This is a genomic window from Arthrobacter sp. H-02-3 (assembly GCF_003097355.1).
GTDB lineage: Bacteria > Actinomycetota > Actinomycetes > Actinomycetales > Micrococcaceae > Arthrobacter > Arthrobacter humicola.
In genome coordinates, this window is sequence record NZ_PYUI01000014.1 from 54,063 (window position 1) to 76,460 (window position 22,398).

General features: G+C 65.5%; 23 protein-coding genes. 15 read left to right on the forward strand and 8 right to left on the reverse strand.

Translation table 11 applies throughout. The features are described 5' to 3' along the window. The first annotated feature begins 3 nt into the window (after positions 1–3). The 5 genes from C9424_RS14025 (at position 4) to C9424_RS14045 (ending at position 5,014) form a co-directional block, all read left to right on the forward strand. Positions 4–984: a glycoside hydrolase family 68 protein gene (locus C9424_RS14025; protein ID WP_116767425.1), complete on the forward strand. Its 981-nt coding sequence runs from the start codon at positions 4–6 to the stop codon at positions 982–984. A 40-nt stretch (positions 985–1,024) separates the two neighbouring features. Next, positions 1,025–3,265: an alpha-galactosidase gene (locus C9424_RS14030; RefSeq protein WP_116767426.1), complete on the forward strand. Its 2,241-nt coding sequence runs from the start codon at positions 1,025–1,027 to the stop codon at positions 3,263–3,265. 117 nt (positions 3,266–3,382) lie between these two features. After that, positions 3,383–3,655: a hypothetical protein gene (locus C9424_RS14035; protein ID WP_116767427.1), complete on the forward strand. Its 273-nt coding sequence runs from the start codon at positions 3,383–3,385 to the stop codon at positions 3,653–3,655. An 87-nt stretch (positions 3,656–3,742) separates the two neighbouring features. Continuing rightward, positions 3,743–4,810 carry an L-glyceraldehyde 3-phosphate reductase gene (gene mgrA / locus C9424_RS14040; protein WP_116767428.1) on the forward strand — a complete coding sequence of 356 codons (1,068 nt, stop codon included), beginning with the start codon at positions 3,743–3,745 and terminating at the stop codon, positions 4,808–4,810. Positions 4,811–4,897: 87 nt separating this feature from the next. After that, entirely contained in the window at positions 4,898–5,014 is a 117-nt protein-coding gene (locus C9424_RS14045; RefSeq protein WP_272914150.1) for a plastocyanin/azurin family copper-binding protein, read from the forward strand. 260 nt (positions 5,015–5,274) lie between these two features. Here C9424_RS14045 and C9424_RS14050 read toward each other — a convergent pair whose 3' ends face one another. The 4 genes from C9424_RS14050 to C9424_RS14065 form a co-directional block, all read right to left on the reverse strand. Continuing rightward, entirely contained in the window at positions 5,275–6,042 is a 768-nt protein-coding gene (locus C9424_RS14050; RefSeq protein ID WP_116767429.1) for an SCO1664 family protein, read from the reverse strand. After that, positions 6,042–6,599: a DUF3090 domain-containing protein gene (locus C9424_RS14055; protein ID WP_116767430.1), complete on the reverse strand. Its 558-nt coding sequence runs from the start codon at positions 6,597–6,599 to the stop codon at positions 6,042–6,044. Before C9424_RS14055 ends, C9424_RS14050 begins: the two co-directional genes overlap by 1 nt. 24 nt (positions 6,600–6,623) lie before the next feature. Next, positions 6,624–7,316: a histidine phosphatase family protein gene (locus tag C9424_RS14060; RefSeq protein WP_116767431.1), complete on the reverse strand. Its 693-nt coding sequence runs from the start codon at positions 7,314–7,316 to the stop codon at positions 6,624–6,626. A gap of 355 nt (positions 7,317–7,671) precedes the next feature. Then, positions 7,672–8,052 (reverse strand): VOC family protein, encoded by a 381-nt coding sequence (locus C9424_RS14065; RefSeq protein WP_116767432.1) that lies wholly within the window; start codon positions 8,050–8,052, stop codon positions 7,672–7,674. A 229-nt stretch (positions 8,053–8,281) separates the two neighbouring features. Here C9424_RS14065 and C9424_RS14070 point away from each other — a divergent pair, with 229 nt between their 5' ends. Then, positions 8,282–8,932 (forward strand): nucleotidyltransferase domain-containing protein, encoded by a 651-nt coding sequence (locus C9424_RS14070; RefSeq protein ID WP_116767433.1) that lies wholly within the window; start codon positions 8,282–8,284, stop codon positions 8,930–8,932. Between the two features lie 285 nt (positions 8,933–9,217). Here C9424_RS14070 and C9424_RS14075 read toward each other — a convergent pair whose 3' ends face one another. Continuing rightward, positions 9,218–10,123: a LysR family transcriptional regulator gene (locus tag C9424_RS14075; RefSeq protein ID WP_116767434.1), complete on the reverse strand. Its 906-nt coding sequence runs from the start codon at positions 10,121–10,123 to the stop codon at positions 9,218–9,220. Between the two features lie 146 nt (positions 10,124–10,269). Here C9424_RS14075 and C9424_RS14080 point away from each other — a divergent pair, with 146 nt between their 5' ends. Genes C9424_RS14080 through C9424_RS14110 form a run of 7 tightly spaced genes read left to right on the forward strand, consistent with a single transcriptional unit; the run spans position 10,270 to position 16,889 of the window. Next, positions 10,270–11,298, forward strand: coding sequence for an amidohydrolase family protein (locus tag C9424_RS14080; protein WP_116767435.1), 1,029 nt, complete (start codon positions 10,270–10,272; stop codon positions 11,296–11,298). Positions 11,299–11,309: 11 nt separating this feature from the next. Next, positions 11,310–12,002, forward strand: coding sequence for a 4-carboxy-4-hydroxy-2-oxoadipate aldolase/oxaloacetate decarboxylase (gene ligK / locus C9424_RS14085; RefSeq protein ID WP_116767436.1), 693 nt, complete (start codon positions 11,310–11,312; stop codon positions 12,000–12,002). A gap of 2 nt (positions 12,003–12,004) precedes the next feature. Further along, the gene (locus tag C9424_RS14090) at positions 12,005–12,940 is read left to right on the forward strand and encodes an amidohydrolase family protein (RefSeq protein ID WP_116767437.1); all 936 of its coding nucleotides are present in this window, start codon (positions 12,005–12,007) and stop codon (positions 12,938–12,940) included. Between the two features lies 1 nt (position 12,941). Beyond that, positions 12,942–14,243: a protocatechuate 4,5-dioxygenase subunit alpha/beta gene (locus tag C9424_RS14095; RefSeq protein ID WP_116767438.1), complete on the forward strand. Its 1,302-nt coding sequence runs from the start codon at positions 12,942–12,944 to the stop codon at positions 14,241–14,243. A gap of 26 nt (positions 14,244–14,269) precedes the next feature. Beyond that, positions 14,270–15,223, forward strand: coding sequence for a Gfo/Idh/MocA family oxidoreductase (locus C9424_RS14100; protein WP_202615879.1), 954 nt, complete (start codon positions 14,270–14,272; stop codon positions 15,221–15,223). Further along, entirely contained in the window at positions 15,220–16,194 is a 975-nt protein-coding gene (locus tag C9424_RS14105) for an aldo/keto reductase (protein WP_237563465.1), read from the forward strand. Before C9424_RS14100 ends, C9424_RS14105 begins: the two co-directional genes overlap by 4 nt. Beyond that, positions 16,191–16,889 carry a substrate-binding domain-containing protein gene (locus tag C9424_RS14110; protein ID WP_116767439.1) on the forward strand — a complete coding sequence of 233 codons (699 nt, stop codon included), beginning with the start codon at positions 16,191–16,193 and terminating at the stop codon, positions 16,887–16,889. The genes C9424_RS14105 and C9424_RS14110 overlap by 4 nt, the downstream gene beginning before the upstream one ends. 114 nt (positions 16,890–17,003) lie before the next feature. On the opposite strand, the gene C9424_RS14115 is transcribed toward C9424_RS14110, so the two are convergent. Both C9424_RS14115 and C9424_RS14120 read right to left on the reverse strand, forming a co-directional pair. Beyond that, entirely contained in the window at positions 17,004–18,242 is a 1,239-nt protein-coding gene (locus C9424_RS14115) for an MFS transporter (RefSeq protein WP_237563466.1), read from the reverse strand. Between the two features lie 71 nt (positions 18,243–18,313). Then, positions 18,314–18,829, reverse strand: a complete 516-nt coding sequence (locus C9424_RS14120; protein ID WP_133247523.1) for an MFS transporter — start codon at positions 18,827–18,829, stop codon at positions 18,314–18,316. A 195-nt stretch (positions 18,830–19,024) separates the two neighbouring features. On the opposite strand from C9424_RS14120, the gene C9424_RS14125 reads away from it, so the two are divergent. Together C9424_RS14125 and C9424_RS14130 are read left to right on the forward strand one after the other, a co-directional pair. Further along, a complete protein-coding gene (locus C9424_RS14125; protein WP_202615880.1) occupies positions 19,025–20,386 on the forward strand; it encodes an MFS transporter in 1,362 nt (453 codons plus the stop codon). Positions 20,387–20,457: 71 nt separating this feature from the next. Then, positions 20,458–21,312, forward strand: coding sequence for a helix-turn-helix transcriptional regulator (locus tag C9424_RS14130; protein WP_116767443.1), 855 nt, complete (start codon positions 20,458–20,460; stop codon positions 21,310–21,312). Positions 21,313–21,501: 189 nt separating this feature from the next. On the opposite strand, the gene C9424_RS14135 is transcribed toward C9424_RS14130, so the two are convergent. Continuing rightward, positions 21,502–22,299, reverse strand: a complete 798-nt coding sequence (locus C9424_RS14135) for an IclR family transcriptional regulator domain-containing protein (RefSeq protein WP_116767444.1) — start codon at positions 22,297–22,299, stop codon at positions 21,502–21,504. Between the last annotated feature and the right edge of the window lie 99 nt (positions 22,300–22,398).

Consider the following 22,398-nt stretch of genomic DNA (forward strand, 5'->3'; position numbering starts at 1 on the left):
CAATTGGTTTTCAGTCTCAAGGACTCATGGGTGTGGGACTTCTGGCTTGCCGACGACGGCTCCACCTTCCACATGTACTTTCTCCACGCTCCCAAGAGCCTGGGCGATCCGGCGCTCCGACACCGCAACGCCCGGATCGGGCATGCAACCTCGCAGGACTTGATCAATTGGGTCCCGCTCGGCGTCGTCCTTCAGCCCGATAACCCCGGTGCCTTTGATGCAACCTCGACCTGGACCGGAAGCGTGCTCCAGGGCCCTGACGGCATCTGGCGGATGTTCTACACCGGAGCCAGATTCTACGAAACCCACAACATCGAAGCCATCGGCGTCGCAACCTCCCCGGACCTCCACACCTGGACCAAACACCCGGCCACCGTGATCGAAGCCGACGGACGCTGGTACGAAAAATACGGCGATTCGACCTGGCCGGAAGAGGCCTGGCGGGACCCCTGGGTGTTTGCCGACCCGGCCGGCAACGGGTGGCACATGCTGATCACAGCCAGGGCCAACACCGGTGACGTCGACAACCGCGGCGTCATCGGCCATGCCGTATCGCCGGACCTGGAGACCTGGGAGGTACGACCGCCCCTGAGCCGGCCCGGAGCCGGCTTTGGACACCTCGAAGTCCCCCAGACCACCGTGATGGACGACCGGACCGTCCTGTTGTTCTCCTGCGGAGTGGACACGCTCGCGGCCAAGAAGGCAGAAGGATTCGGCGGCGGTGGGATCTGGAGCCTGGAAACGGATCAAACCAGCGGACCTTACGAAGTCGCATCCGCGGCGATCGTCACCACTGCGCCGCTCTACAGCGGGCGCCTCATCCAGGACCGGGCCGGCCAATGGATGATGATGGCCTGCCATGACGCCAACAGCGACGGCTCCTTCGAAGGCGTCATCTCGGACCCACTGCCGGTCCACCGGGACCCGGAACGCGGCGGCCTGACCGCGATGGCACCACAAACCAGCATCGAAACCGGGCGTTAGCCCGTGACGAACCTGACCGCACCAACGCATGAGGAGTTCCATGCCAACCGATAGCCGGGACGCGATCCTGCAACTGACAGCCGCCGGAGTGTCCGTGCTGATAGGCGCCACGGGCGGCCAACTGCCCGCCATCGTCCACTGGGGAGCCGGACTTCCAGCCTTGACCGCCCAACAGGCCGAAACCCTGGTTGGGGCCAGTGTCCCGGTGACCAGCTCCAACACCGTCGACCTGCCGCCCCGGCCGGGTCTGCTGCCCGGGCACTACAGCGGCTGGACGGGACGTCCGGGATTGCGCGGCTCCTTCGATGGCATCGGCTGGTCACCCAAGTTCCGCACCCAAACCGTCGCGCTGAACGGCACCCCGGTCACAGCATCCACCTCCTCCGGTCCCGGACTCCTTGAAATCAGCGCCCTCGACGACACCGAACGGCTGCGCCTGGACCTGACACTGGAGCTGCTTCCCGGCGGCCTGCTGCGCAGCCGGGCACAACTGACCAACCTCTGCGACGAAAAGTACACGGTCGAAGACCTCGCACTGTCCTTCCCGATTCCCGCGGAAGCCACGGAACTGCTGGACTTCGCAGGCAACCACAACTACGAACGCATCCCCCAGCGGGGCACGCTGCGGACCGGCACGCACCTGCGCGAGAACCGCAAGGGCCGCACCGGCGCCGACAGCGCGTACATCCTGCACGCAGGAACCCCCGGATTCGGATTCGGCCACGGCGAAGTCTGGGCCGTCCACACGGCCTGGAGCGGAAATCACCAGCACTACGCCGAACGCGTCTTCACCGGCGAGCAACTGCTCGGCGGCGGGGAACTACTCCTGCCCGGCGAAATCCGGCTGGGCCGCGGCGACAGCTACACAAGCCCCTGGATCTACGCCTCCTATGGGACCGGACTCGACGAGGTCGCGCACCGCTTCCACACCCACGTGCGCAGCCGCAGCCCCCAGGTCTCGGCTGAGCGGCCGGTGACGCTCAACGTCTGGGAAGCCGTCTACTTCGGCCACGACGAGGACAAACTCATCGACCTGGCCGAGCGCGCCGCCGCCATCGGCGTCGAACGCTACGTCCTTGACGACGGATGGTTCGGTTCACGCCGCGACGACACCTCCGGGCTGGGCGACTGGGTGGTCTCACCGGACGTGTGGCCGACCGGACTCCACCCCCTGGTGGACCGCGTCCACGCTCTTGGTATGCAGTTCGGCCTGTGGTTCGAACCCGAGATGGTCAACCCCGACAGCGACGTCGCCCGTGCCCACCCGGAATGGATCATGGCCGCCCGCACCGAATGGCCGGTGGAGTCACGCCACCAGCAGGTCCTCAACCTCGGCATCCCCGAAGCCTACGAGCACGTCAAAAAGCAGATCCTCGCGCTCCTGGCGGAGTACCGGATCGACTACATCAAATGGGACCACAACCGCGACCTCATCGAAGCCGGAAACCAGCTCGAAGCAGGCCGCCCGGGCGTTCACGCCCAGACCCTCGCGTTCTACGCCCTGCTTGAGGAAATCCGGTCACTGCACCCGGAGTTGGAGATCGAATCGTGCTCATCGGGCGGCGCCCGGGTCGACCTGGGCGTCCTGGAACACACGGACCGGGTCTGGGTGTCGGACAACATCGATCCCCACGACCGGCAGACCATGCTGCGCTGGACCACGCAACTGCTGCCGCCGGAGTACATGGGCTCCCACATCGCTTCGGGGCGCTCCCACACCACCGGCCGCCAGCACGACCTGGCGTTCCGGGCAGGCACCGCCATCTTCGGACACCTCGGTGTCGAGTGGGACCTTGCCAAGGCCTCACCCGAGGAGATATCAGGCCTGCGCCGGTGGATCGCCTTCTACAAGCAGGAACGTAGCCTCCTGCTCACCGGGGACGTCGTCCGCATGGACGGTCACGATTCCAACGCCCTGTTTCACGGCGTTGTCAGCAGGGACAGGTCGCGCGCGATTTTCGCGGCTGTGGCACTCGACAGCCTTTACCCGGATCCTGCCGGCCGCCTGAAGCTCCGCGGACTCGACCCGGACGCAACGTACCGGGTGGAACCCGTCTTCCCCGGGACAACACCCTCCGGGCTTCTGCCGCCCGAATGGTGGGGCCAGCCGGCGGCCTCCGGCCGGGCGATCGAACGCACGTCCCTGCGGGGAACCACTCAGGATGACCTGACTTTCCCCGGAGCCACCTTCCCCGGCAACGTCCTGTCAAAGGTCGGCGTCGCATCCCCGAGGATCCACCCCGACCAGGTAGTCCTCTACCGCGTCACCAAGACCGACTGACGCAGCGCCAACCTATACCGGAAGACGCGCACCTCGTGTCCTGTGAGGCCGGGGCCACCACTACGACCCCTCAGGGGCCGAACAATTGACGAGTTCTTGAGCAGCAAAGGGAACCATATGATCACGCCACTCGAACCAGGACAGACCTTGCACGTCACCGGAAGCAGCGCCAGCAACATCGAGGACGAACTGAGCGCCGCGGTGGTGCTGCTGCGCCAACGAGCCCGCGACGCCCGGCAGGGCATCCTCATCACCCGGCTGGGTCCCGGCACATACACCGTCGCCTGCGATGCCAGCGTCCCCTACGGCGTCACAGATGAACGCGATATATGGACCTCCCAGGGACTGTGTTGCGGCCCTGACGCAGCCGCTAGAGACCTCCCGCAGTGACCCTTCCGGCCGGCTCGTTCCTGCCTATTTCGACTCCTCACCCGTGTGCCAACCCGGCTTCTTCCAGCGGCAGGCAGAAAGGCACCCATGACATATTTGGCAGCTGATACCCGCTATGACTCCATGCCTTACCGCCGCGTGGGGCGCAGCGGCCTGAAACTTCCGGCCATCTCCCTGGGCTTGTGGCACAACTTCGGCGACGACAAGCCGTTCGAGATCCAGCGGGCCATCCTGCGCCGCGCCTTCGACCTCGGCGTCACCCACTTCGACCTCGCCAACAACTACGGGCCGCCCTATGGCAGTGCCGAGACCAACTTCGGCCGGCACTTCAAGGACGATTTCGCCCCGTACCGGGACGAGCTGATCATCTCGAGCAAGGCCGGCTACGACATGTGGCCCGGTCCCTACGGTAACTTCGGCTCCCGCAAGTACCTGCTGGCCAGCCTGGATCAGTCGCTGGGCCGGATGGGCCTGGACTACGTGGACATTTTCTACAGCCACCGCCCGGACCCGGAGACGCCGATGGAGGAGACCATGGGCGCCCTGGACCAGGCCGTGCGTTCCGGCAGGGCACTCTACGCCGGCATTTCCTCCTACACCCCGGAACAGACCCTTGAGGCGGCGCGGATCCTGAAGGAGCTGGGCACCCCGCTGCTGATCCACCAGCCCAGCTACTCCATGCTGAACCGCTGGACCGAGAACGGCAGCCCCAACCTCTTCGAGGCGCTGGAGCAGGTGGGCGCGGGTTCCATCGCGTTCTCGCCCCTGGCCCAAGGCATGCTCACCGACCGCTACCTCACGGGCATCCCGGCCGACTCCCGTGCCGCCCAGGACAAGTCCCTGGATGAATCCATGATCACCACGGACAAGCTGGACCGCGTGCGCGGCCTCAACAGGATCGCCGAGGGCCGCGGGCAGACACTCGCGCAGATGGCCATCGCCTGGATCCTGCGGGAACAGGGCAACGGATCGTCCGTCACGTCCGCACTGGTTGGCGCGTCCAGCGTCCGGCAGCTCGAGGACACCCTGGCCGCGATCAACAACCTGGAGTTCACGGCCGATGAGCTGGACGCGATCGATGAGTTCGCCGTCGAATCCGACACCAGCCTCCAGGCCGAGAAGGATCGGGCCGTCCGCAAATGTAGGGCAATGTGAACCTAGGACGTCCAGGTTGTAGCCCTGCGCTCCCCCGGCGCAGCTGCAGCACCCTCCACTCTGGAGGGTGCTGCCACTAATGACGGCCTGGCCGCCCTGGCTAGCAGTTTCACCGTGACCTTTGCCCAGGCTGGCGAGTTCGACTACATCTGCGCCCTCCACGACTACATGGGCATGATGGGAACGGTGGAAGTCCGGCGGTGACCGACCCGAGCACCGGACCGGTGGACCAACAACGCGGGATACATAGGCGCTGATATCGGCGTTTGGGCAGCGAATTCCCGGTGACAGTTGATGTCACTCCCGTCGCCCAAACCTTCGGAACAGAGGGTTGCCGGCCGGGGGCCTGGCTCTTAGGAAGTTCGCCAGCCGAGCTCGCGCTCAGGAATGATGAGCTCCGTCGCTACCTTAAGCTCCATGCCATCAACGTGACACAGCCTGCGAAGCCCGTAGCCGTAATTCCCTTAGAACAGCGGCCATGGCACCGCCGGCATCTCACCGCTCGGAGCCGGAAACCGCCCTGCCAAGCGCAACCGGGCGCAGCGCGCGGCGAGCGATGCAATTTCCTCGGCGCTGAGCAACTCCGCCAGGTCTCGGCCCAGCCCACCGTGCAGTCCCTCGCTCACACGATCTATGCCGTCGCGTTCCTCGGAGTTCAGAGAATCTCCCAGCCATCCCCACAGCACCGTGCGCAGCTTGTGGTCACGGTGAAAGGTGAGCCCATGGTCCACGCCATGCCGGTGCCCGTCCGTCATGGCAAGAATGTGGTCGCCTTTGCGGTCGGCATTGTTGACGACCAGGTCGAACACCGCCATGCGTCTGAGCGCTGGCGAGTCTTCGTGAACGAGAGCGACCATCCGTCCGTTCTCATCCAGTCCCTCGAGAACCTGTTTCCAGCCCGTCTCGGGCACGTGGTCCGTCGCGACCAGGTCCACAGCATTCTGGGCCGGGTCCTGCTCCTGCCAGAGCTGCACCATTCCTTCACCCATCGGACCATCGCGCAGCCAGGTGTGCGGCACGACGTCCCAGCCGAAGACCTGCGAGACCAGGTAGGCGGCCACCTCCCGGTAAGCCAGACTGCCATCGGGAAAATCCCACAGCGGACTTTCGCCTGCTATCGGCTTATAGACGACCACCACGTCGCCGATGCTGCCCAGAAATGTCGCGTTTGAAGCCGTCGTAATACGGCCGGTGAGCGTCAGAGCGGCGGTCACTAGGTCCGGCGCTGGCATCAGAGCTCGGGCAGGGTGCAGGTGTGCCCGTCGGCGTCTATTGGGTAACCGCAGAGCGGGCACGTCGGACGCCCGGCGCCCACGATCTCACGGGTGCGCTTGGCGAAGGCGCGGGCGGTCCCGACCGGCATTCGCACCAGCAGCATTTCGTCGGGCTCGTTAGCGCCGTCCTCATCGAGCGATTCGTCATCAGCATCAGCATCGACATCGGCGATGGGGTAGGCCTCTATTACGACCTGGGCCGTGGTTGGGTCCCAACCTAAGCTCATGGCGCCGGTGCGAAACTGCTCCTGAACGGCCTCGAGCTGGTCATTGTCGACAAGTTCAATGGGAGTACTCGTGGGAACGCTGAAGGGGTTGCCCTCGACGGTGATGAGCTGGTCGAGAATGTCGTCGATCTTCTCCGCGAGCAGAGCCGACTGCTGCTTCTCCAGGGCAATACTCACCATCTGCGTCCCTGCGCGCACCTGCAGGTAGAACGTGCGCGCCCCCGGAAGGCCAATGGTGCCAACGACGACCCGATCAGGCCAGGCAAACTCGTGAACACGTGTAGGCATGTCAGTATTTTAGGCACATGGGGTTCATGGCGCCTTCTGCCCTGCACCGCCGCCCACCGGCGCGTCGCCAGAGTGGATGCCGTTCGAGAGCCACGACAGATCACCCGCGTCGGTGTTGGTCGCGTAGACGCTCGGCCGACTGGCGCCGTAGCGCACGATCGATACGGAGGCGGGGCCCACGTTAATACGCTGGAACAGGTCAAGGTGCATGCCGAGCGCGTCGGCGAGGATTGACTTGATGATGTCACCGTGACTCACCGCCACCCACACGGCCCCTGGCCCGTACTCGGCTTCGAAGGCCGCATCGTGGCGTCGAATCGCTGCCACCGACCGAGCCTGCATCGCGGCCATGGATTCGCCGCCGGGAAAGACGACGGCGGACGGTTGCGACTGCACAACCGGCCACAAATCCTCGGTCGCGAGATCACTGAGCCTGCGGCCCTGCCACTGGCCGTAATCGCACTCGGTGAGATCGGGATCGACCGGCGCGTACGGCGTGCCGGCCTGGCGATCGAGGATGAGCTGGGCGGTCTGCTGACAACGCTCAAGAGGGCTCGACACCACCCCGACCACGGGCACGGCCGCGAGCCGGTCTCCGGTCAGAGCCGCCTGGTCCCGCCCGATCTGGTCCAGGCTGACGCCGACGGCCCGACCGGCCAGCAGTCCAGTGGCATTGGCTGTGGTGCGGCCGTGCCGCACGAGAATAACTGTCGCCATCCACCCACCCTAACCACCCGCTCGATGACGGTGTGAACCGTACCGGGTCGCGCGCCGAAAATGCAGACGGCGATGACGGCGAAAATAATGGCTGCGGCGGCGGGTTAAGAGGTGGGAAGACTGTGGCAGCAAGGCCTACCAATTCCTACAACCCGCCCTCGAAGCCAGCCCGCCAACCGACTGGCCAGGCTCACCGGCCTCATGATCGGCTCCGGATCAAGCCGCGGTGCTGGCGAAGGCGGCCGCCGTCTCTTCTGCGTTGATCCCAACGTCGAACGCGGCACCTACGCACCAAGTGGCGACATAGTTCTCGACTTGCGAAAGGTGCCCGTTTGCGGTCCTGGCGCAGCCCGGGTTAGCTGGCCAAGAACATGCAGAAGGGGTGTCCGGCCGGGTCCAGATGCACCCGCACATCGTCCTGCGGCTGGTAGCCGGCCAGCACCGCGCCGGCAGCCTTAGCGTGGGCGGTCGCCGCGTCCAGGTCCTGGACGGCGATGTCCAGGTGCATCATCGGTTGCTGGGCCCCGGGCGGCGCAGGCCAGACCGGACGAACGTAGGCGCTGTTGCTCTGGAAGGACAGACCCGCTCCCCCGGCTGGAGAGACTAGCGTCACCCACTCCGGCTCGTCCTGATCAACGGCCCAGCCCAGCAGCCGCTGGTAGAAGGCCGAGAGTTCCACCGCATCGGGGGAATCCAGGACGATTCCGGATAACTTCAACTGCGGCATTTCGGTCATGGAGTCCCCCGCTGGGTTGCCTTCAACGATTCGTGCCAGTATGCCACCAGCCCGGCACACGGGAAACCTGCTGGGCTCGAACGCATCTGCCCGGACATTGGCCGAGGACCGCGGCACGGCCGGTGCGGGACTCGATGGGTCTGACCTCGTCGGCGTTATGCGCACTCCTGCGGTCTCGATCCCATTACCACCTCGACAAACCGCCGCCGTCGGCGGGTAGCCTTGGTTCATGGCCTCATCCGCACCCACCCTCGCGACGCGCTGGGATCCGCTGACCCCGCGCGCCGCTGCCGAGCTGCTCGGTCTGTCATCGGCGCGCTGGTGGCTCTCCGGCGGGGTGGCGCTTGACCACTGGCTCGGCACGAGCACTCGCGAGCACCACAATACCGATGTCAGCACGACGGCTGCCGACCTGCCCCGGCTGGTGCACGACATTCCGGCGCCGTTTAGCGCTTGGGTTCCGTCAGGCGACGGCGTGATCCCCTGGGCAAAGGCCGATATGGATGCCGATCTGCAGCCGGTCCGTATCCACGACGACGCGACGGGCGCATGGGTACTGCAGATCGACGTCGAGGACGGCACGGACCGCGTCTGGGTGTACCGCCGAGATCCGCGACTGCAGCTGCCGTGGGATCGTGCCGTGATCGACGTCGACGGGATCCCGACCGGGGCGCCCGAGGTGCAGCTGGTCTGGAAGGCGCTGCGTCCCCGCCCGGAGGACGACGCCGACAAGGATGCGGTGCTACCGATGCTCTCAGACGAAGCCCGCGCCTGGTGGGAGCACGCGATTCTGACGATCCACCCGCACTCGTCATGGTCCATCCACGTGCGTAGCCCGTTCGCTCCGGGTAAGGCCAGCTGGAACAGGACGAAACGCTAGCCTCCCGCTTGAGCCCGCCGGCGATGGGAGCCCTGACTTACTCTGCCTGTGCAGTGTCGATGAGATGGCCTAGAGCCCAGCCGATTCTCAAGAGCGGGTGGTGGCATCCTCCTCCCAGGTCATGCTGCCCGTGCCGCGGATAGCAGCTGCCTTCATCAAAAAGAACCTCACAATCTCGAGGTCGACTGGCGACGCCGGGTCGCACCGTCCCCAGAGACCTCTTCAGCCGAACCGATGCAGCATGAGGGGCCCGTCCGATCTTGAGACGACCGCAGACAGTAGCGGCTACGACTTGTATTCATCCGCCGCAACCGCATCAAGCACCAGCGAGCGGAACCATCGCTGCGCCTGCGAGAGACTGGCCTCGCGCCGCGTGTACAACTCCACCGGTGTGCTCTGACCGGACCAGGGCAGCTCGGCGATGCGAAGGCGGGGGAACCAGCCGCAGAACACCCCCGCTACATGGCGAGGCAGCAGCACGACCAGATCCGTCGCCTCGAGCACGGCGGGCACGGTGCCGTATTCCTCCATGGTCAGCACGACCTGGGACATCAGGTCGTGTTCGGTCAGCGTCTGCACGGGATACACGTGCCCGCCACGGGCGGAGACCCGCACAAAGCGCCGCCCCGCGAACATGTCAGGCCCTGTCGCGGGCAGCGGATGCGCCCCGGACGACAGCGCCACGTATTCGACCGAACGCACGTGCGTCCGCCACAGCCGCGGCGTGGTGATCCGCGACACTGTCAGTGCCAGATCGACGGTTCCGCGGATCAGACCGCCCTCGACCTCGTCCGAATCGAGACGTTCCACCTGAAGCCGCGGATCGGCGCCGACCCGACTGAGGGCGGTCATGATCGGCGGGAGGAAGGTCTGCTCGCCGATCGAGGTGAGTCCGAGGACGAGTTCGCCGCTGAATCCGGTCGGCTCGAACACCTCCGATCCGATGACGGTCGCGTCTATCTGTGCCAGGGCGTTGTGTAGGGGCCCAAACAGTTGCGTCGCCTTCGCGGTCGGCACCATGTCGTTCCCCTCCCGACGGAAGAGCTCGTCGCCGAACCGTTCCCTGAGCCGCTTCAGGGAGTAGCTGACCGTGGGCTGTGTTACGTGCAGCCGGCCGGCGGCGGCCGTGACGCTGCGCAGCTCGTACAGCGTGACGAATGTCCGGATCAGGTTCAGGTCGGTGAACGTCATCTCATAGATCCCATCTATGGCTCTGTCTTTGCATATCTATTGGATCACAGTGGCCCGCATCCCCTAAAGTCAGTTTTAGGCAGCACCGATTCAACAACGTGCAGCTGCTCTCGCACCGCTTACACTCAGTGACAAGGACGACACGCGTGATTATCGACATCCACGGCCACTACACCACAGCTCCAGCACAGCTCGGAGCCTGGCGTGACCTGCAGATCGCTTTTACTGAAGGACGCGCGGACGCTCCTGACCCCGCGACCCTGCGCATCAGCGATGACGACATCCGTGAGACCATCGAGGCCAACCAGCTCAAGCTCATGAACGAGCGCGGCAGCGACGTCACCGTATTCAGCCCTCGTGCCTCGTTCATGGCGCACCACATCGGAGACCTCGCCGTGAGCGAGACCTGGGCCCGGATCTGCAACGACCTGTGCGCCCGCGTCAGCGAGCTCTACCCCGAACGCTTCCTGATGGGGGCGATGCTCCCCCAGTCCCCCGGTGCGGATCCCGCGACGAGCGTTGCCGAGCTTACTCGCGCCGTCGAGGAACTCGGTGCGGTCACCGTGAACCTCAACCCCGACCCGTCCGGCGGCAACTGGACGTCCCCGCCGCTGACCGATCGCTCGTGGTACCCGATATACGAGAAACTCGTCGAGTACGAGATCCCGGCCATGGTGCACGTCAGTACATCGTGCAACCCGGCCTTCCACACGACCGGAGCGCACTACCTCAACGCCGACACCACCGCGTTCATGCAACTGCTCCAGGGCGACCTGTTCCGCGACTTCCCCGAGCTTAAGCTGGTAATCCCCCACGGCGGCGGCGCCGTTCCCTACCACTGGGGGCGCTTCCGCGGACTCGCAATGGCGCTGGGCAAGCCTGCGCTCGAGGAGCACCTGCTGGACAACGTGTTCTTCGACACCTGCGTGTACCACCAGCCGGGCATCGACCTTCTCACCAACGTCGTCCCGACCGAGAACATCCTCTTCGCGAGCGAAATGATCGGCGCCGTGCGCGACATCGACCCGCGCAGCGGACACTACTTCGACGACACCAAGCGGTACGTCGACGCCACCACGAACCTGAACGACGCGCAGCGCGCGCAGGTGTTCGAAGCCAACGCCCGCCGTGTCTACCCACGGCTTGACCGCGCCCTCACTGCGCGCGGACTCTGAGAGGACCATCCATGCGACTGAACAACCTCGGCATCGTCCGCACCAACATCGAACGGCCGGATCCCAGGGACGTCGAACGGCTTTCGCAGTTCGGCGTCGCCACCATCCACGAGGCGATGGGTCGAGTCGGGCTCCTGCGTCCCTACATCAGGCCGGCCTACACCGGCGCCAAGCTCTGTGGTCCGGCAGTGACCGTGCTGCTGCAGCCCGGTGACAACTGGATGTTCCACGTCGCGGCCGAGCAGGTGCAGGAGGGCGATGTGATCGTCGCCGGCTGCACCACCGAAAGCGAGGACGGCTTCTTCGGCGAGCTGCTCGCCACCTCGCTGACCGCCCGCGGCTGCAAGGGCCTGGTGATCGACGGCGGTGTCCGCGACGTCGCCGATCTGGAGAAGATGGACTTCCCGGTGTTCTCCCGCGCTGTCAACGCCAAGGGCACGGTCAAAGCCACCCTCGGATCGGTGAACATCCCCGTAGTGGTCGCGAACGCCGTGGTGAACCCGGGCGATGTGGTCGTGGCCGACGTCGACGGCGTCGTGGTTGTCCCGCGCGAGCTGGTCGGAGCGGTGGCAGACGCTAGCCAGAAGCGCGAGGATAACGAGGAAGCCAAACGCGTAAAGTTCCGCGAGGGCGTCTTGGGCCTGGACATCTACGGCATGCGCGAGCCTCTCGCCAAGGCCGGCCTGGAATACGTGGAGAACTGAAGATGACACACGGCGACACCACCGGAGATTTCGAGAAGTCGGAGGGCTGGCTCGACTGGTACGACGGGCCGAGCACCCCGACGTTCCGGCTACCAGAGGGCTCTGTAGACGCCCACTGCCACGTGTTTGGGCCGGGCGGGCAGTTCCCCTACGCCCCTCAGCGCAAGTACACCCCGTGCGACGCCTCGGCGGACCAGCTGTTCGCCTTGCGAGACCATCTGGGCTTCGACCGCAACGTCATCGTGCAAGCGACATGCCACGGTTCCGACAACCGAGCCCTGGTCGACGCATTGCAGCGCAGCGCAGGTCGCGCCCGCGGCGTTGCGACCGTCCGCCGTGACGTGACCGACGAGCAACTCGCCGAGCTGCATGAGGCCGGGGTACGGGGCGTCCGGTTCAACTTCGTCAAACGCCTGGTCGACCGCGTGCCCACCGACTCGCTCGAGGAGATCGTGGCCAAGATCGCGCCACTCGGATGGCACGTTGTGATCTACTTCGAGGCCGAGGACCTGCCCGAGCTGTACGACTTCTTCTCGTCGATCCCGACCGACGTGGTCGTCGATCACATGGGACGGCCCGACGTGACCAAGGACCCGGACGGTCCCGAGTTCGAGCTGTTCCTGCGGTTCATGCGTGAGAACACCAACGTGTGGACCAAGGTCTCCTGCCCCGAGCGTCTGTCCGTCACCGGACCTCGCGCTCTCGACGGCGAGCAGCACGCCTATCGCGACGTCGTGCCCTTCGCCCGCCGCGTGGTCGAAGAGTTCCCCGACCGCGTCCTCTGGGGAACCGACTGGCCGCACCCCAACCTCAAGGACCACATGCCCGACGACGGGCTTCTGGTCGACTACATCCCGCAGATCGCGGTGACGTCGGAACTGCAGCAGCAGCTGCTTGTCGACAATCCTCGCCGCCTCTACTGGCCCGAAGGAGCATGACATGACACTCGACAAACCGTACAAAGACGTTCCCGGCACGATTATCTTCGACGCTGAGATGGCCCGGAAGGGCTACCACCTCAACCAGTTCTCGATGTCGCTGATGAAACCGGAGAACCGCGAGCGGTACCTGGCCGACCGCGGAGCCTACCTCGACGAGTGGCCCCTTTCGCCGAAGCAACGCCAGGCCGTGCTGGACATGGACCTCAACGCCATGATGGCCGAGGGCGGGAACATTTACTTCCTGAGCAAGATCGGCGCCACTCACGGCCTGAGCTTCCAGCAGATGGCCGGCTCGATGACCGGCATGTCTGAGGCCGCCTACCGAGACATGATGCTCGGCGGTGGGCGCCGCCCGGAGGGAAACCGCCTCAAGGATCTCGACGGATGGACGCCTCCGTTGCCCGGCGAGAAGGCCGAGACGATGCGGCCGGATGCTCCGGCGAAGTACACCTCGGCGCTCTTCACCTCGCACGTGCCGGCGATCGGCGCGGCGATGGACCTCGGCAAGACCGAGGAGCCGTACTGGAAGAAGGTGTTCTCCGGCTATGAGTGGACGCGAAAGTGGGCCAGGGAAAACCTGCCCGACGTCGTCATCCTGGTGTATAACGACCACGCCACGGCCTTCGACGCCTCTATCATCCCGACCTTCGTGCTCGGCACCGGCGCGGAGTACCCGGTCGCCGACGAGGGCTACGGCCCCCGCCCGGTGCCCGCCGTCAAAGGCTATCCCGAGCTGGCCGCACACATCGCCCAGTCCGTGATCCAGGACGACTTCGACCTCACGCTCGTCAACGAGATGGTCGTCGACCATGGCCTCACGGTGCCGCTGTCGCTCGTGTATGGCGATGTCGAGGAGTGGCCCGTCAAGGTCATCCCCCTCGCCGTCAACGTGGTGCAGTACCCTGTGCCGTCCGGACGTCGCTGCTACGAACTCGGGCGTGCGCTCCGCCGTGCGCTCGACAAGTGGGACGGTGAGCCGCTCAACGTGCAAATTTGGGGAACCGGCGGCATGAGCCACCAGTTGCAGGGCCCGCGCGCTGGCCTCATTAACGAGGAGTGGGACAACGCGTTCCTGGACCACCTCATCGCCGACCCCGTGGGCCTCACCGAGTGGCAGCACATGGAGTACGTCGACGAGGCCGGGTCCGAGGGCATCGAGCTCGTCGACTGGCTCATCGCGCGCGGTGCGATGGATGATCAGTTCGGAGGCGAGAGCCCCGAGGTGAACCACCGCTTTTATCACGTGCCCGCGTCGAACACCGCCGTCGGCCACCTTGTTCTCACGAACCCGACCGACTGACCGCATCCGCGACAAAGGAGCCCCCCATGACTGAGAAGATCCGTGTGGCCGTCGTCGGCGCCGCAGGCGCCTTCGGCATGAAACATCTCGACGGCCTAATGAACATCCCCGATGCCGAGGTGACCGTCGTCAGCGGCACGCGGCTCGAACCGACCCAGGCGGTCGCCGAGAAATACGGCGTCGCCAACGCCGTCGTCGGCTTGGACGCCGTGCTCGAGCGCGACGACGTCGATGCGGTGATCCTTGCGACGCCCACGGGACTCCACGCGTCTCAGACCCAGGCGGTGCTCGCCGCCGGCAAGCACGTGCAGGTCGAGATTCCGCTGGCCGACTCGCTCGCCGACGCCGAGGCAGCGCTTGAGGCAGCTGAGTCATCCGATCGCGTCGCAATGGTCGGCCACACCCGCCGCTTCAACCCCTCGCACCAGTTGGTGCACAACCGGATCGCCGCGGGCGAGTTCAGCGTGCAGCAAATGGACGTGCAGACGTACTTCTTCCGCCGCACCAACACGAACGCGAAGGGCGAGGCCCGGTCCTGGACCGACCACCTGCTGTGGCACCACGCCGCGCACACCGTCGACTTGTTCGCCTACCAGGCGGGCAGGATCGTGCAGGCGAACGCGATCCAGGGCCCGGTCCACCCCGAACTCGGCATCGCGATGGACATGTCGATCCAGCTCAAGAGCGAGTCGGGCGCGATCTGCACGCTGTCGCTGTCGTTCAACAACAACGGGCCGTTCGGCACGTTCTTCCGCTACATCGGCGACACCGAGACCTACATCGCGCGCTACGACGAGCTCTACAACGGCCGTGAGGAGTCGATCGACGTGTCGCACGTCGCCGTCAGCATGAACGGTATCGAGCTGCAGGATCGTGAGTTCATCTCGGCTATCCGCGAGGGACGCGAGCCGAACTCGTCGCTTCGCCAGGTGATCGACTGCTACCGCGTGCTCGGCTCGCTTGAGAAGCAGCTGGCGTGAGGCTGCCCTCCACCGGGCTCGGCTGCATGTCCCTGAGCCACGCGTACGGCGTCCCCCCGTCGCGTGACGAGGGGCTGGCGATGCTGCGCGCGGCTCTTGATGAAGGCATCGGGATGCTCGACACGGCGACGCTCTACGGTGGCGGCCGCAACGAGGAACTTGTCGGTGCCGCGATCGCGGGGCGCCGCGACGAGGTGTTCCTGGCGAGCAAATGCGGGATGGCATCCGTCGACGGCGTGAAAGTCATCGATGGACGCCCCGATACGCTGCGCGCACAGGTCGATGCTTCGCTGAGCCGGCTCGGTGTCGACTACATCGACCTGTACTACCTGCACCGGTGGGACAAGAAGGTGCCGATCGGCGACAGCGTCGGCGCGCTGGCCGAGATGGTCGCCGCGGGCAAGATCGGCGCAATCGGCCTGTCCGAGGTGTCGGTGGCGCGGCTGCGCGAGGCGCAGGCAATCGCCCCTATCGCGGCCGTGCAGAACGAGTACTCGCTGTGGAGTCGCAATGCCGAGCTTGGCATGCTCGACGCCACTCGCGAGGACGGCGTGACTCTGGTTGCGTTTTCGCCGGTCGCACGGGGCTTCCTGGCCGATGCTATCAAGGACCCGGGCGAGATGGCCCCGAACGACATCCGCTGCAGCATGCCGCGCTTCCAGCCCGAGCACTGGGGTGCGAATGCTGCGCTGCTGGACTCCTGGCGAGAGCTGGCCGCGGAGGCCGGGTGCACGCCCGCACAGCTCGCGCTGGCCTGGCTGCTCTCCCGCGGCGATCACGTTCTGCCGATCCCGGGAACAACGAGCATCGCGCACCTGCGTGAGAACATGGCGGCGGTCGGCATCTCTGTCGACGGCGCGCTGCTGGCGCGGGCCGGTGAGCTGATTGGCACGGCCACCATCTCTGGCGCGCGCTATTCACCAGCATCTGCCGCCGAAGTCGACGCCGAGACCTTCGAGGATGCCGCATGAGGGCGATCTCGTCGATGGCCACCCGCCACGTTCTCGCCGACCTCGCTGAAGCTGCCGCCGCGGCGGGGCTACCGCTTCTACAGATCGAATCCGTCGGCGGAGTGGACGCCGCCCGGCGGGTTGCCGCCGGCGAGCCGTTCGACCTTGTGTTCCTCGCTGTGGACGCTCTCCAACGCCTCGCTGCCGAGGGGCACGTCGATCCGGCCTCCATCGCCCCGATCGTCCTGTCGGAGGTAGCCGTAGGCGTGCCCACACGCAGCCCCGATGCAGCCAAACGTCCCGAAGGCACGGCCTTTGCGAATGCCGATGAGCTTCGCAGCGCCCTGCGCAGGGCATCCCGCATCGGATACTCCACCGGTCCGAGCGGAACCGAACTGTTGCTAATGATCGACCACTGGGGCATGACCGATGAGGTCCGCGACCGGCTGGTACAGGCCCGTCCAGGCGTGCCCGTGGCGCGCCTGCTCGCCGAGGGCGAGGTCGATCTCGGCCTGCAGCAGCTCAGCGAGTTGGTCGGGCAGCCCGGCGTGCGCATCCTCGGCGTCCTCCCCGCCGACTGTGCGATCAGCACGGTCTTCGCGGGTGCTGTCGCGACATCCTCCAGCAACGCGGCGGGCGCTGCGGAGCTGTTGGCCTTCTTCCGCTCCGACCTCGCGGCGTCCATCAAGTCCTTGCACAGTTTTGGCGCGCCCTGAAGTCTCGCTGTGACGGATTGGCTGTCATGACCGCCCTAGAACTCCTCAGCGATAACCACTACCCCGCGTCCTCGGCCGCTAGGATGTGGTCATCTGACCCGTCAGAACAGCAGTTCACTCTGTTTCTTGGCTGGTCGTTTGTGCCGATATCGGGTGTTCCGCGTTGTCACGCCTTCTGCTTGCAGGAACGACCCACAGGACTAGCGCGATGGCTGTCGCGACAGCCCCGCCCATCATGATCGCTGTCCATCCTCCGAGCTGCCAGAGAGCGGTCGCGAGCGTCGAACCGGCGGCCCCGCCGATGAAGTTGCTCACCACATACGCCGTATTGAGACGGCTGCGTGCCCCATGGTCGACGGCAAGAACACGGGCCTGAGTCAAGGTCGAGACCGCCCGCACCGCAATGTCCAAAAGAATGATCACTGCGAGCAGCACGATGATGGATGTGGCCCAGATCCAGGCGAGGAAAAGGCACACCAGGGTCAGCACCAGAGCTGCGCTGATGGCGGGCGTGGACAAGCCTCGATCGTGCAGGCGCCCGGATCGTTGTGCCGCGACGGCGCCGGCGATTCCCGCCAGCCCGACCAGGCCGATCGTGGTGACGGAGTACGAGAACGGTGGGGATGCGAGCAGAAACGTCAACGCCGTCCAGAAGAGGGTGAGCACGCCGAAGGCAGTTCCAGCGACGAACAGTGACATGCGAACGGAGGGGTGCCGTTTGATCACGCCGAAGGTAGAGCCGAGCAGGGCTGCGTAACCCAGCCTGGCCCGCGGAGCCATCGGTGGAATGGTCCGTCGTAGAAGGACCGCCGAGGCAAGGGCCAGGGCGGCAGCTACGGCGTACGGCGCCCGCCACCCGAACGCTTCGGCGAGAAAGCCACTGATCGTGCGGGAAGCAAGAACTCCGATCATCAACCCTGAAGCGACGGTTCCGATCACGTGACCGCGCTGGCCGGGCTGGGCAAGGTCACCGGCAAGGGGCGTCAGCAGGGGCCCCGACACTGTTGTGAGGCCAACCAGGACCAGTGCGATGAGCAACACCTCAAAAGTCGGAGCTACCGCAGCGGCAGTAAGGGCGGCGGCGCAGAGGAGCATCATCAGTGGCAGGAGACGTCGACGGTCCACGACATCACCTAACGGAACGATCAGGAAGGTGCCGACGGCGTATCCGACCTGCGCGGTCGTGACCAGCAACCCGGCGGTCCCAAGTGACGTTCCGAACGAGGACGCTATCTCCTCAAGCAGCGGTTGTGCCCAGTACAGGTTGGCCACGGCTGCTCCACCCGCGACCGCAAAGAGCAGGATCATGGCTTGGTTGATTCGTGCCGGTACCGGCGCAGTTATTGACTCCAAGGGTTGTCCTTCTAGTCGGTGTTGGCTGGAAATCATCCGCAATGTTTTCCCTGTCTGAATCGTGGACGGACTTAGAGGCTGGCTTCGGCGTCCTGTTGGGACGTTGCCCGAGTCTGGGCCAGGACCGGGAGCGTCAGTAGACCGAGGACCCCCATGATGATCGCGATGGTCAGCGGGCCGAGGACGCCCAGAGTCGATTCGAGCGCCGACGCGCCAAACCATGTGCCGATTGCCGTTCCACCGTTGAACGCAGATACGGATACTGCGGCAGCCAATGTTGGCGCACCGTGGGCACAGCGGACAGCGAGGCCGGTTCCGACCGGCGGTATGCCCATACCGGCAATGCCCAGCAGGAACATGAGAACAAACATGGCATAGGCGTTCGCTGAGAACGGGACGAGCAACCCCATCAGCACCACAGTGCCTGCGGTGGCCGTGATGAAGGTGGTGACCGGGCGCTTGTCGGCGTACCGTCCGGCAAGGTTGGTTCCGATGATGGCGCCGAGGCCGAAGACGACGAAGATCAGGGGCACGACGAACGGGAGCCGTTGCCGGGTCGGCACTGCCGGAGTAGTGGATGTCGTCATACGCGCAAAACTTCTTTCGGTGGAGTGGAGGCCGGAACCGACAAGTTCCGTCCCTTCGACGATCCCGTACCTGCCCTGCGCGGAGAAGGCCCTGTTGAGACATGGTCTGGCAGGTCCTGTTTCGTCTCTTCCGTTCCTCGTAACGTCAGCAAGGCGGCCCATTCGAGAACGCCGACCCCTTGAGAAGGAATGTCTTTGAACACCACCACCACACTCACCCCAGCGGGAGTCCGCCATTCAAGGGCAGCGCTGCTCGCCGCCGTCACCGGATTTTTCGTCATCACGCTCGATGCCGTGGTGGTCAACGTTGCTTTGCGCCAAATCAGCCTCGACCTCGGGGCGACGATCACCGGTTTGCAGTGGATCGTTGACGGATACACGTTGTTGTTCGCCTCGTGCTTGTTATCGGCCGGAGCGTTTTCTGACCGGGTCGGAGCCAGGCGTGCTTACGCAATCGGCATGACCGCGTTCGTGGTCACCTCGCTGGGATGCGGACTCGCGCCCACCGTCACTGTGCTGATCGTGGCGAGGATCCTGCAGGGAACTGCGGCGGCAGTGATGCTTCCCGCGTCGATGGCGTTGATCGGCGAAGCTTTCCCCGACCCCGCGAAGCGGGCACGCGCCGTCGGGATGTGGGCCATGGGAGGGGCACTGGCTTCAATCTCCGGACCCGTGCTGGGCGGGTTGCTTTCGCTCGTCGACTGGCGGTTGATTTTCCTGATCAACTTTCCAGTCGGGGCGGGGGCATTGTTGCTGCTCCGGCGCGTTCCACGCTCGCCCCAACGGCCTGTCCCTGTCGACTGGGCCGGACAGGTGACTGCGATCACCGCCATGGGTGCCCTCACCTACGGTGCCATCGAAGCCGGAGCTGCCGGCATCACGGCACCGCCAACGATCGTTGCGTTTGGCTTATTCGTCCTTGCAGCTGCAGGCTTCGTCGTTTCGCAGCGCCGCGGAGCGCACCCCATGGTGCCGCTGCCGCTGCTGGGCAACCGGACCCTGGCCGTGTCCACGGGCATTGGCTTTTCCTACATGGTGGGCTACTTCGGCCTGCCGTTCGTCATGAGCCTCTACTTGCAGCAGGAACGCGGGCTCTCACCGGTGGAAACCGGAGCGGTCTTCGTTCCCATGATGCTCGCCGGCGCGATCCTCACGCCATTCATCGCCGGACTGTCCCAGCGCTGTGGCGCACGGACACTCATTGCCGCCGGGATGGGCCTGATGGCCACAGGACTCACCCTTATCGCCCTCCTCCCAGCCGCCGCACCGGTCGGGGTACTGGCCGCTGAGATGATCCTTGTGGGTCTCGCCGGCCCCCTGGTCATCCCGACGATCACCGCCGTCCTGCTGAACAGCTTCGATTCACAACGTGCGGGCACCGTGAGCGGCATCTTCAACACCAGCCGTCAGATTGGCGGGGCCTTGGCGGTTGCGGTGTTCGGCTCCCTGCTCGCCCGCTCCACCACCTTCCTTCAAGGCTTCTCCACCAGCCTGCTGATAGCGGCCGGTCTCGCCCTGGCAATGGCAGCCCTCGCCACCCGCCTGCCCCGGCGATGAACGCAGCTGAGCGTTGGGGGGACCTGACAGGTCCTGTCAGCACCCAAGGCGGCAGGCCTACCCTTGGAGCTATGGATTCCCGCTCCGAGATCAGCAGCTTCCTCACCTCCCGACGCGCCAAACTCACGCCCGAGCAGGCAGGTGTCCCGCTCTACAGCGGAGCCCGCCGCGTCCCCGGCCTGCGCCGTGAGGAAGTCGCATATCTGGCTGGCGTCAGCGTCGACTACTACGCCCGTCTCGAACGCGGAAAAATCTCCGGCGCGTCCCGCGAAGTCATTGAAGCCATCGCCCGCGCCCTCCAGCTCGACGAAGACGAACGCGACCACCTGCTCGACCTCACCCGGATCACCCAACGGCGCGCGCCGCGACGGAAACCCTCCAACCGCAGCACCGTCAGGCCAGGTATCCAGAGTGTCCTGGACTCCATCGATGCCCCCGCCTTCGTGCAGAACGCCCGACTTGACCGCCTCGCCTCCAACAGAATCGGCCGGGCACTCTACTCACTGCCTGACGACGGATCCCGCGACCGCTTCAACTACGCGCACTACCTGTTCCTGGACTCACGAGCCCAACGGTTCCACCGCGACTTCGACACCGCCAAACACAACGTCGTCGCGCTCCTGCACGCCGCAACGGCCAAGGACCCCTACGACAAGGAACTGATCGAGATCATCGGCACCCTCTCGACCCAAAGCGATGAGTTCCGCTCGCTCTGGGCCTCCCACGACGTCTTCCGCTACCGGTCCGGAGCCAAAATGCTCACCCACTCGGCCGTCGGCGACCTCGAATTCGGCTACGAATCATTCGAACTCTCCACAGACCCAGGCCTGGTCATGCTCGTCTACACCGTCGAACCCGGATCCGCGACCGCCGACGCCATGCGAATCCTCGCCAGCTGGACCGCACCCACCATCCACTCCCACTGAACCGGTCGCCCTGTGGAGACAGGAACCTGGAAAGGCTCAAGCAGGACCTACCGAGGCGCCGGCTGCAGCTCGTCAGTGAACCGGTGCCGCCAGCCCTGGGGCTACGGCTTGTTAGGCGTCACTTGCGAGCGTGCGACGAGTCCAGATCGCTGGTCCGCAACAAGGTCGCCTCCGTCCACCAGGTCTGCACTATCGTTGCCCGGCAGCCTTGGACAATCCTGCCTGCCGGCCGCCGAAGTCGTTGCCGATCTGCCGCGCGGCGTCCTGCAGGAGCGGAACGACCGTTTTCTCGATGGCTTCCGCGGGGGCCCGGTGCGTCTGCAAGGAGACGTTGATGGCCGCGACGACGTCGTTGCCGCGCCACACGGGCACGGCCACGCCGCGCAGGCCCTCCTCCAGTTCCTGTGACACCATCGACCAGCCCTTGACGCGGGCCGAGTCTATTTCTGCCCGGAGCTGGTCGACGCTTCCGATGGAACGCTCGGTGAAGCGCTGCAGATGGACCGAGTCGAAGTAGGCCTGCAGTTCCGGTTCGGATAGCGCCGCCAGGAGGACGCGCCCCATCGACGTCGCCCAAGCTGGGAACCGAGTGCCCACACTGATGGAGACGCTGAGCAGCCGCGGAGAGGGCACGCAAGCCACGTAGACGACGTCGGTGCCGTCCAGGATGCACAGCGAGGTTGTTTCGTTGAGCCGCGCTGCCAGGGACTTCAGGTGCGGCTCCGCCACCCTGGGGAGCGTCAGGTTCGCCAGGAATGACTGGCCGATGTCCAGCGAGCGTGGCGTCAGCTCGAAGTGCGGGCCGTCGGCGCGGAGGTAGCCCAGATCCGTCAGGGTCAGCAGGAACCGCCGCGCGGAGGCCCGGGTCATGTCCGCTTTGACGGCGACCTGGGAAACGGTCAGCCGTGGAGACTCCGCGGTAAAGGCGAGCAGGACGTCGAAGGCCTTTTCCACCGACTTCACAAAATACGCCGGTTGCTCCTCCATGGACTCCCTGTCTTCTTGAACCTGCACTAGGGCCGGCAGATACCGAAAGGCCGCAGGCTTTTACGATCATATAAGGCCCGGGACAACGACGGCGGCGCA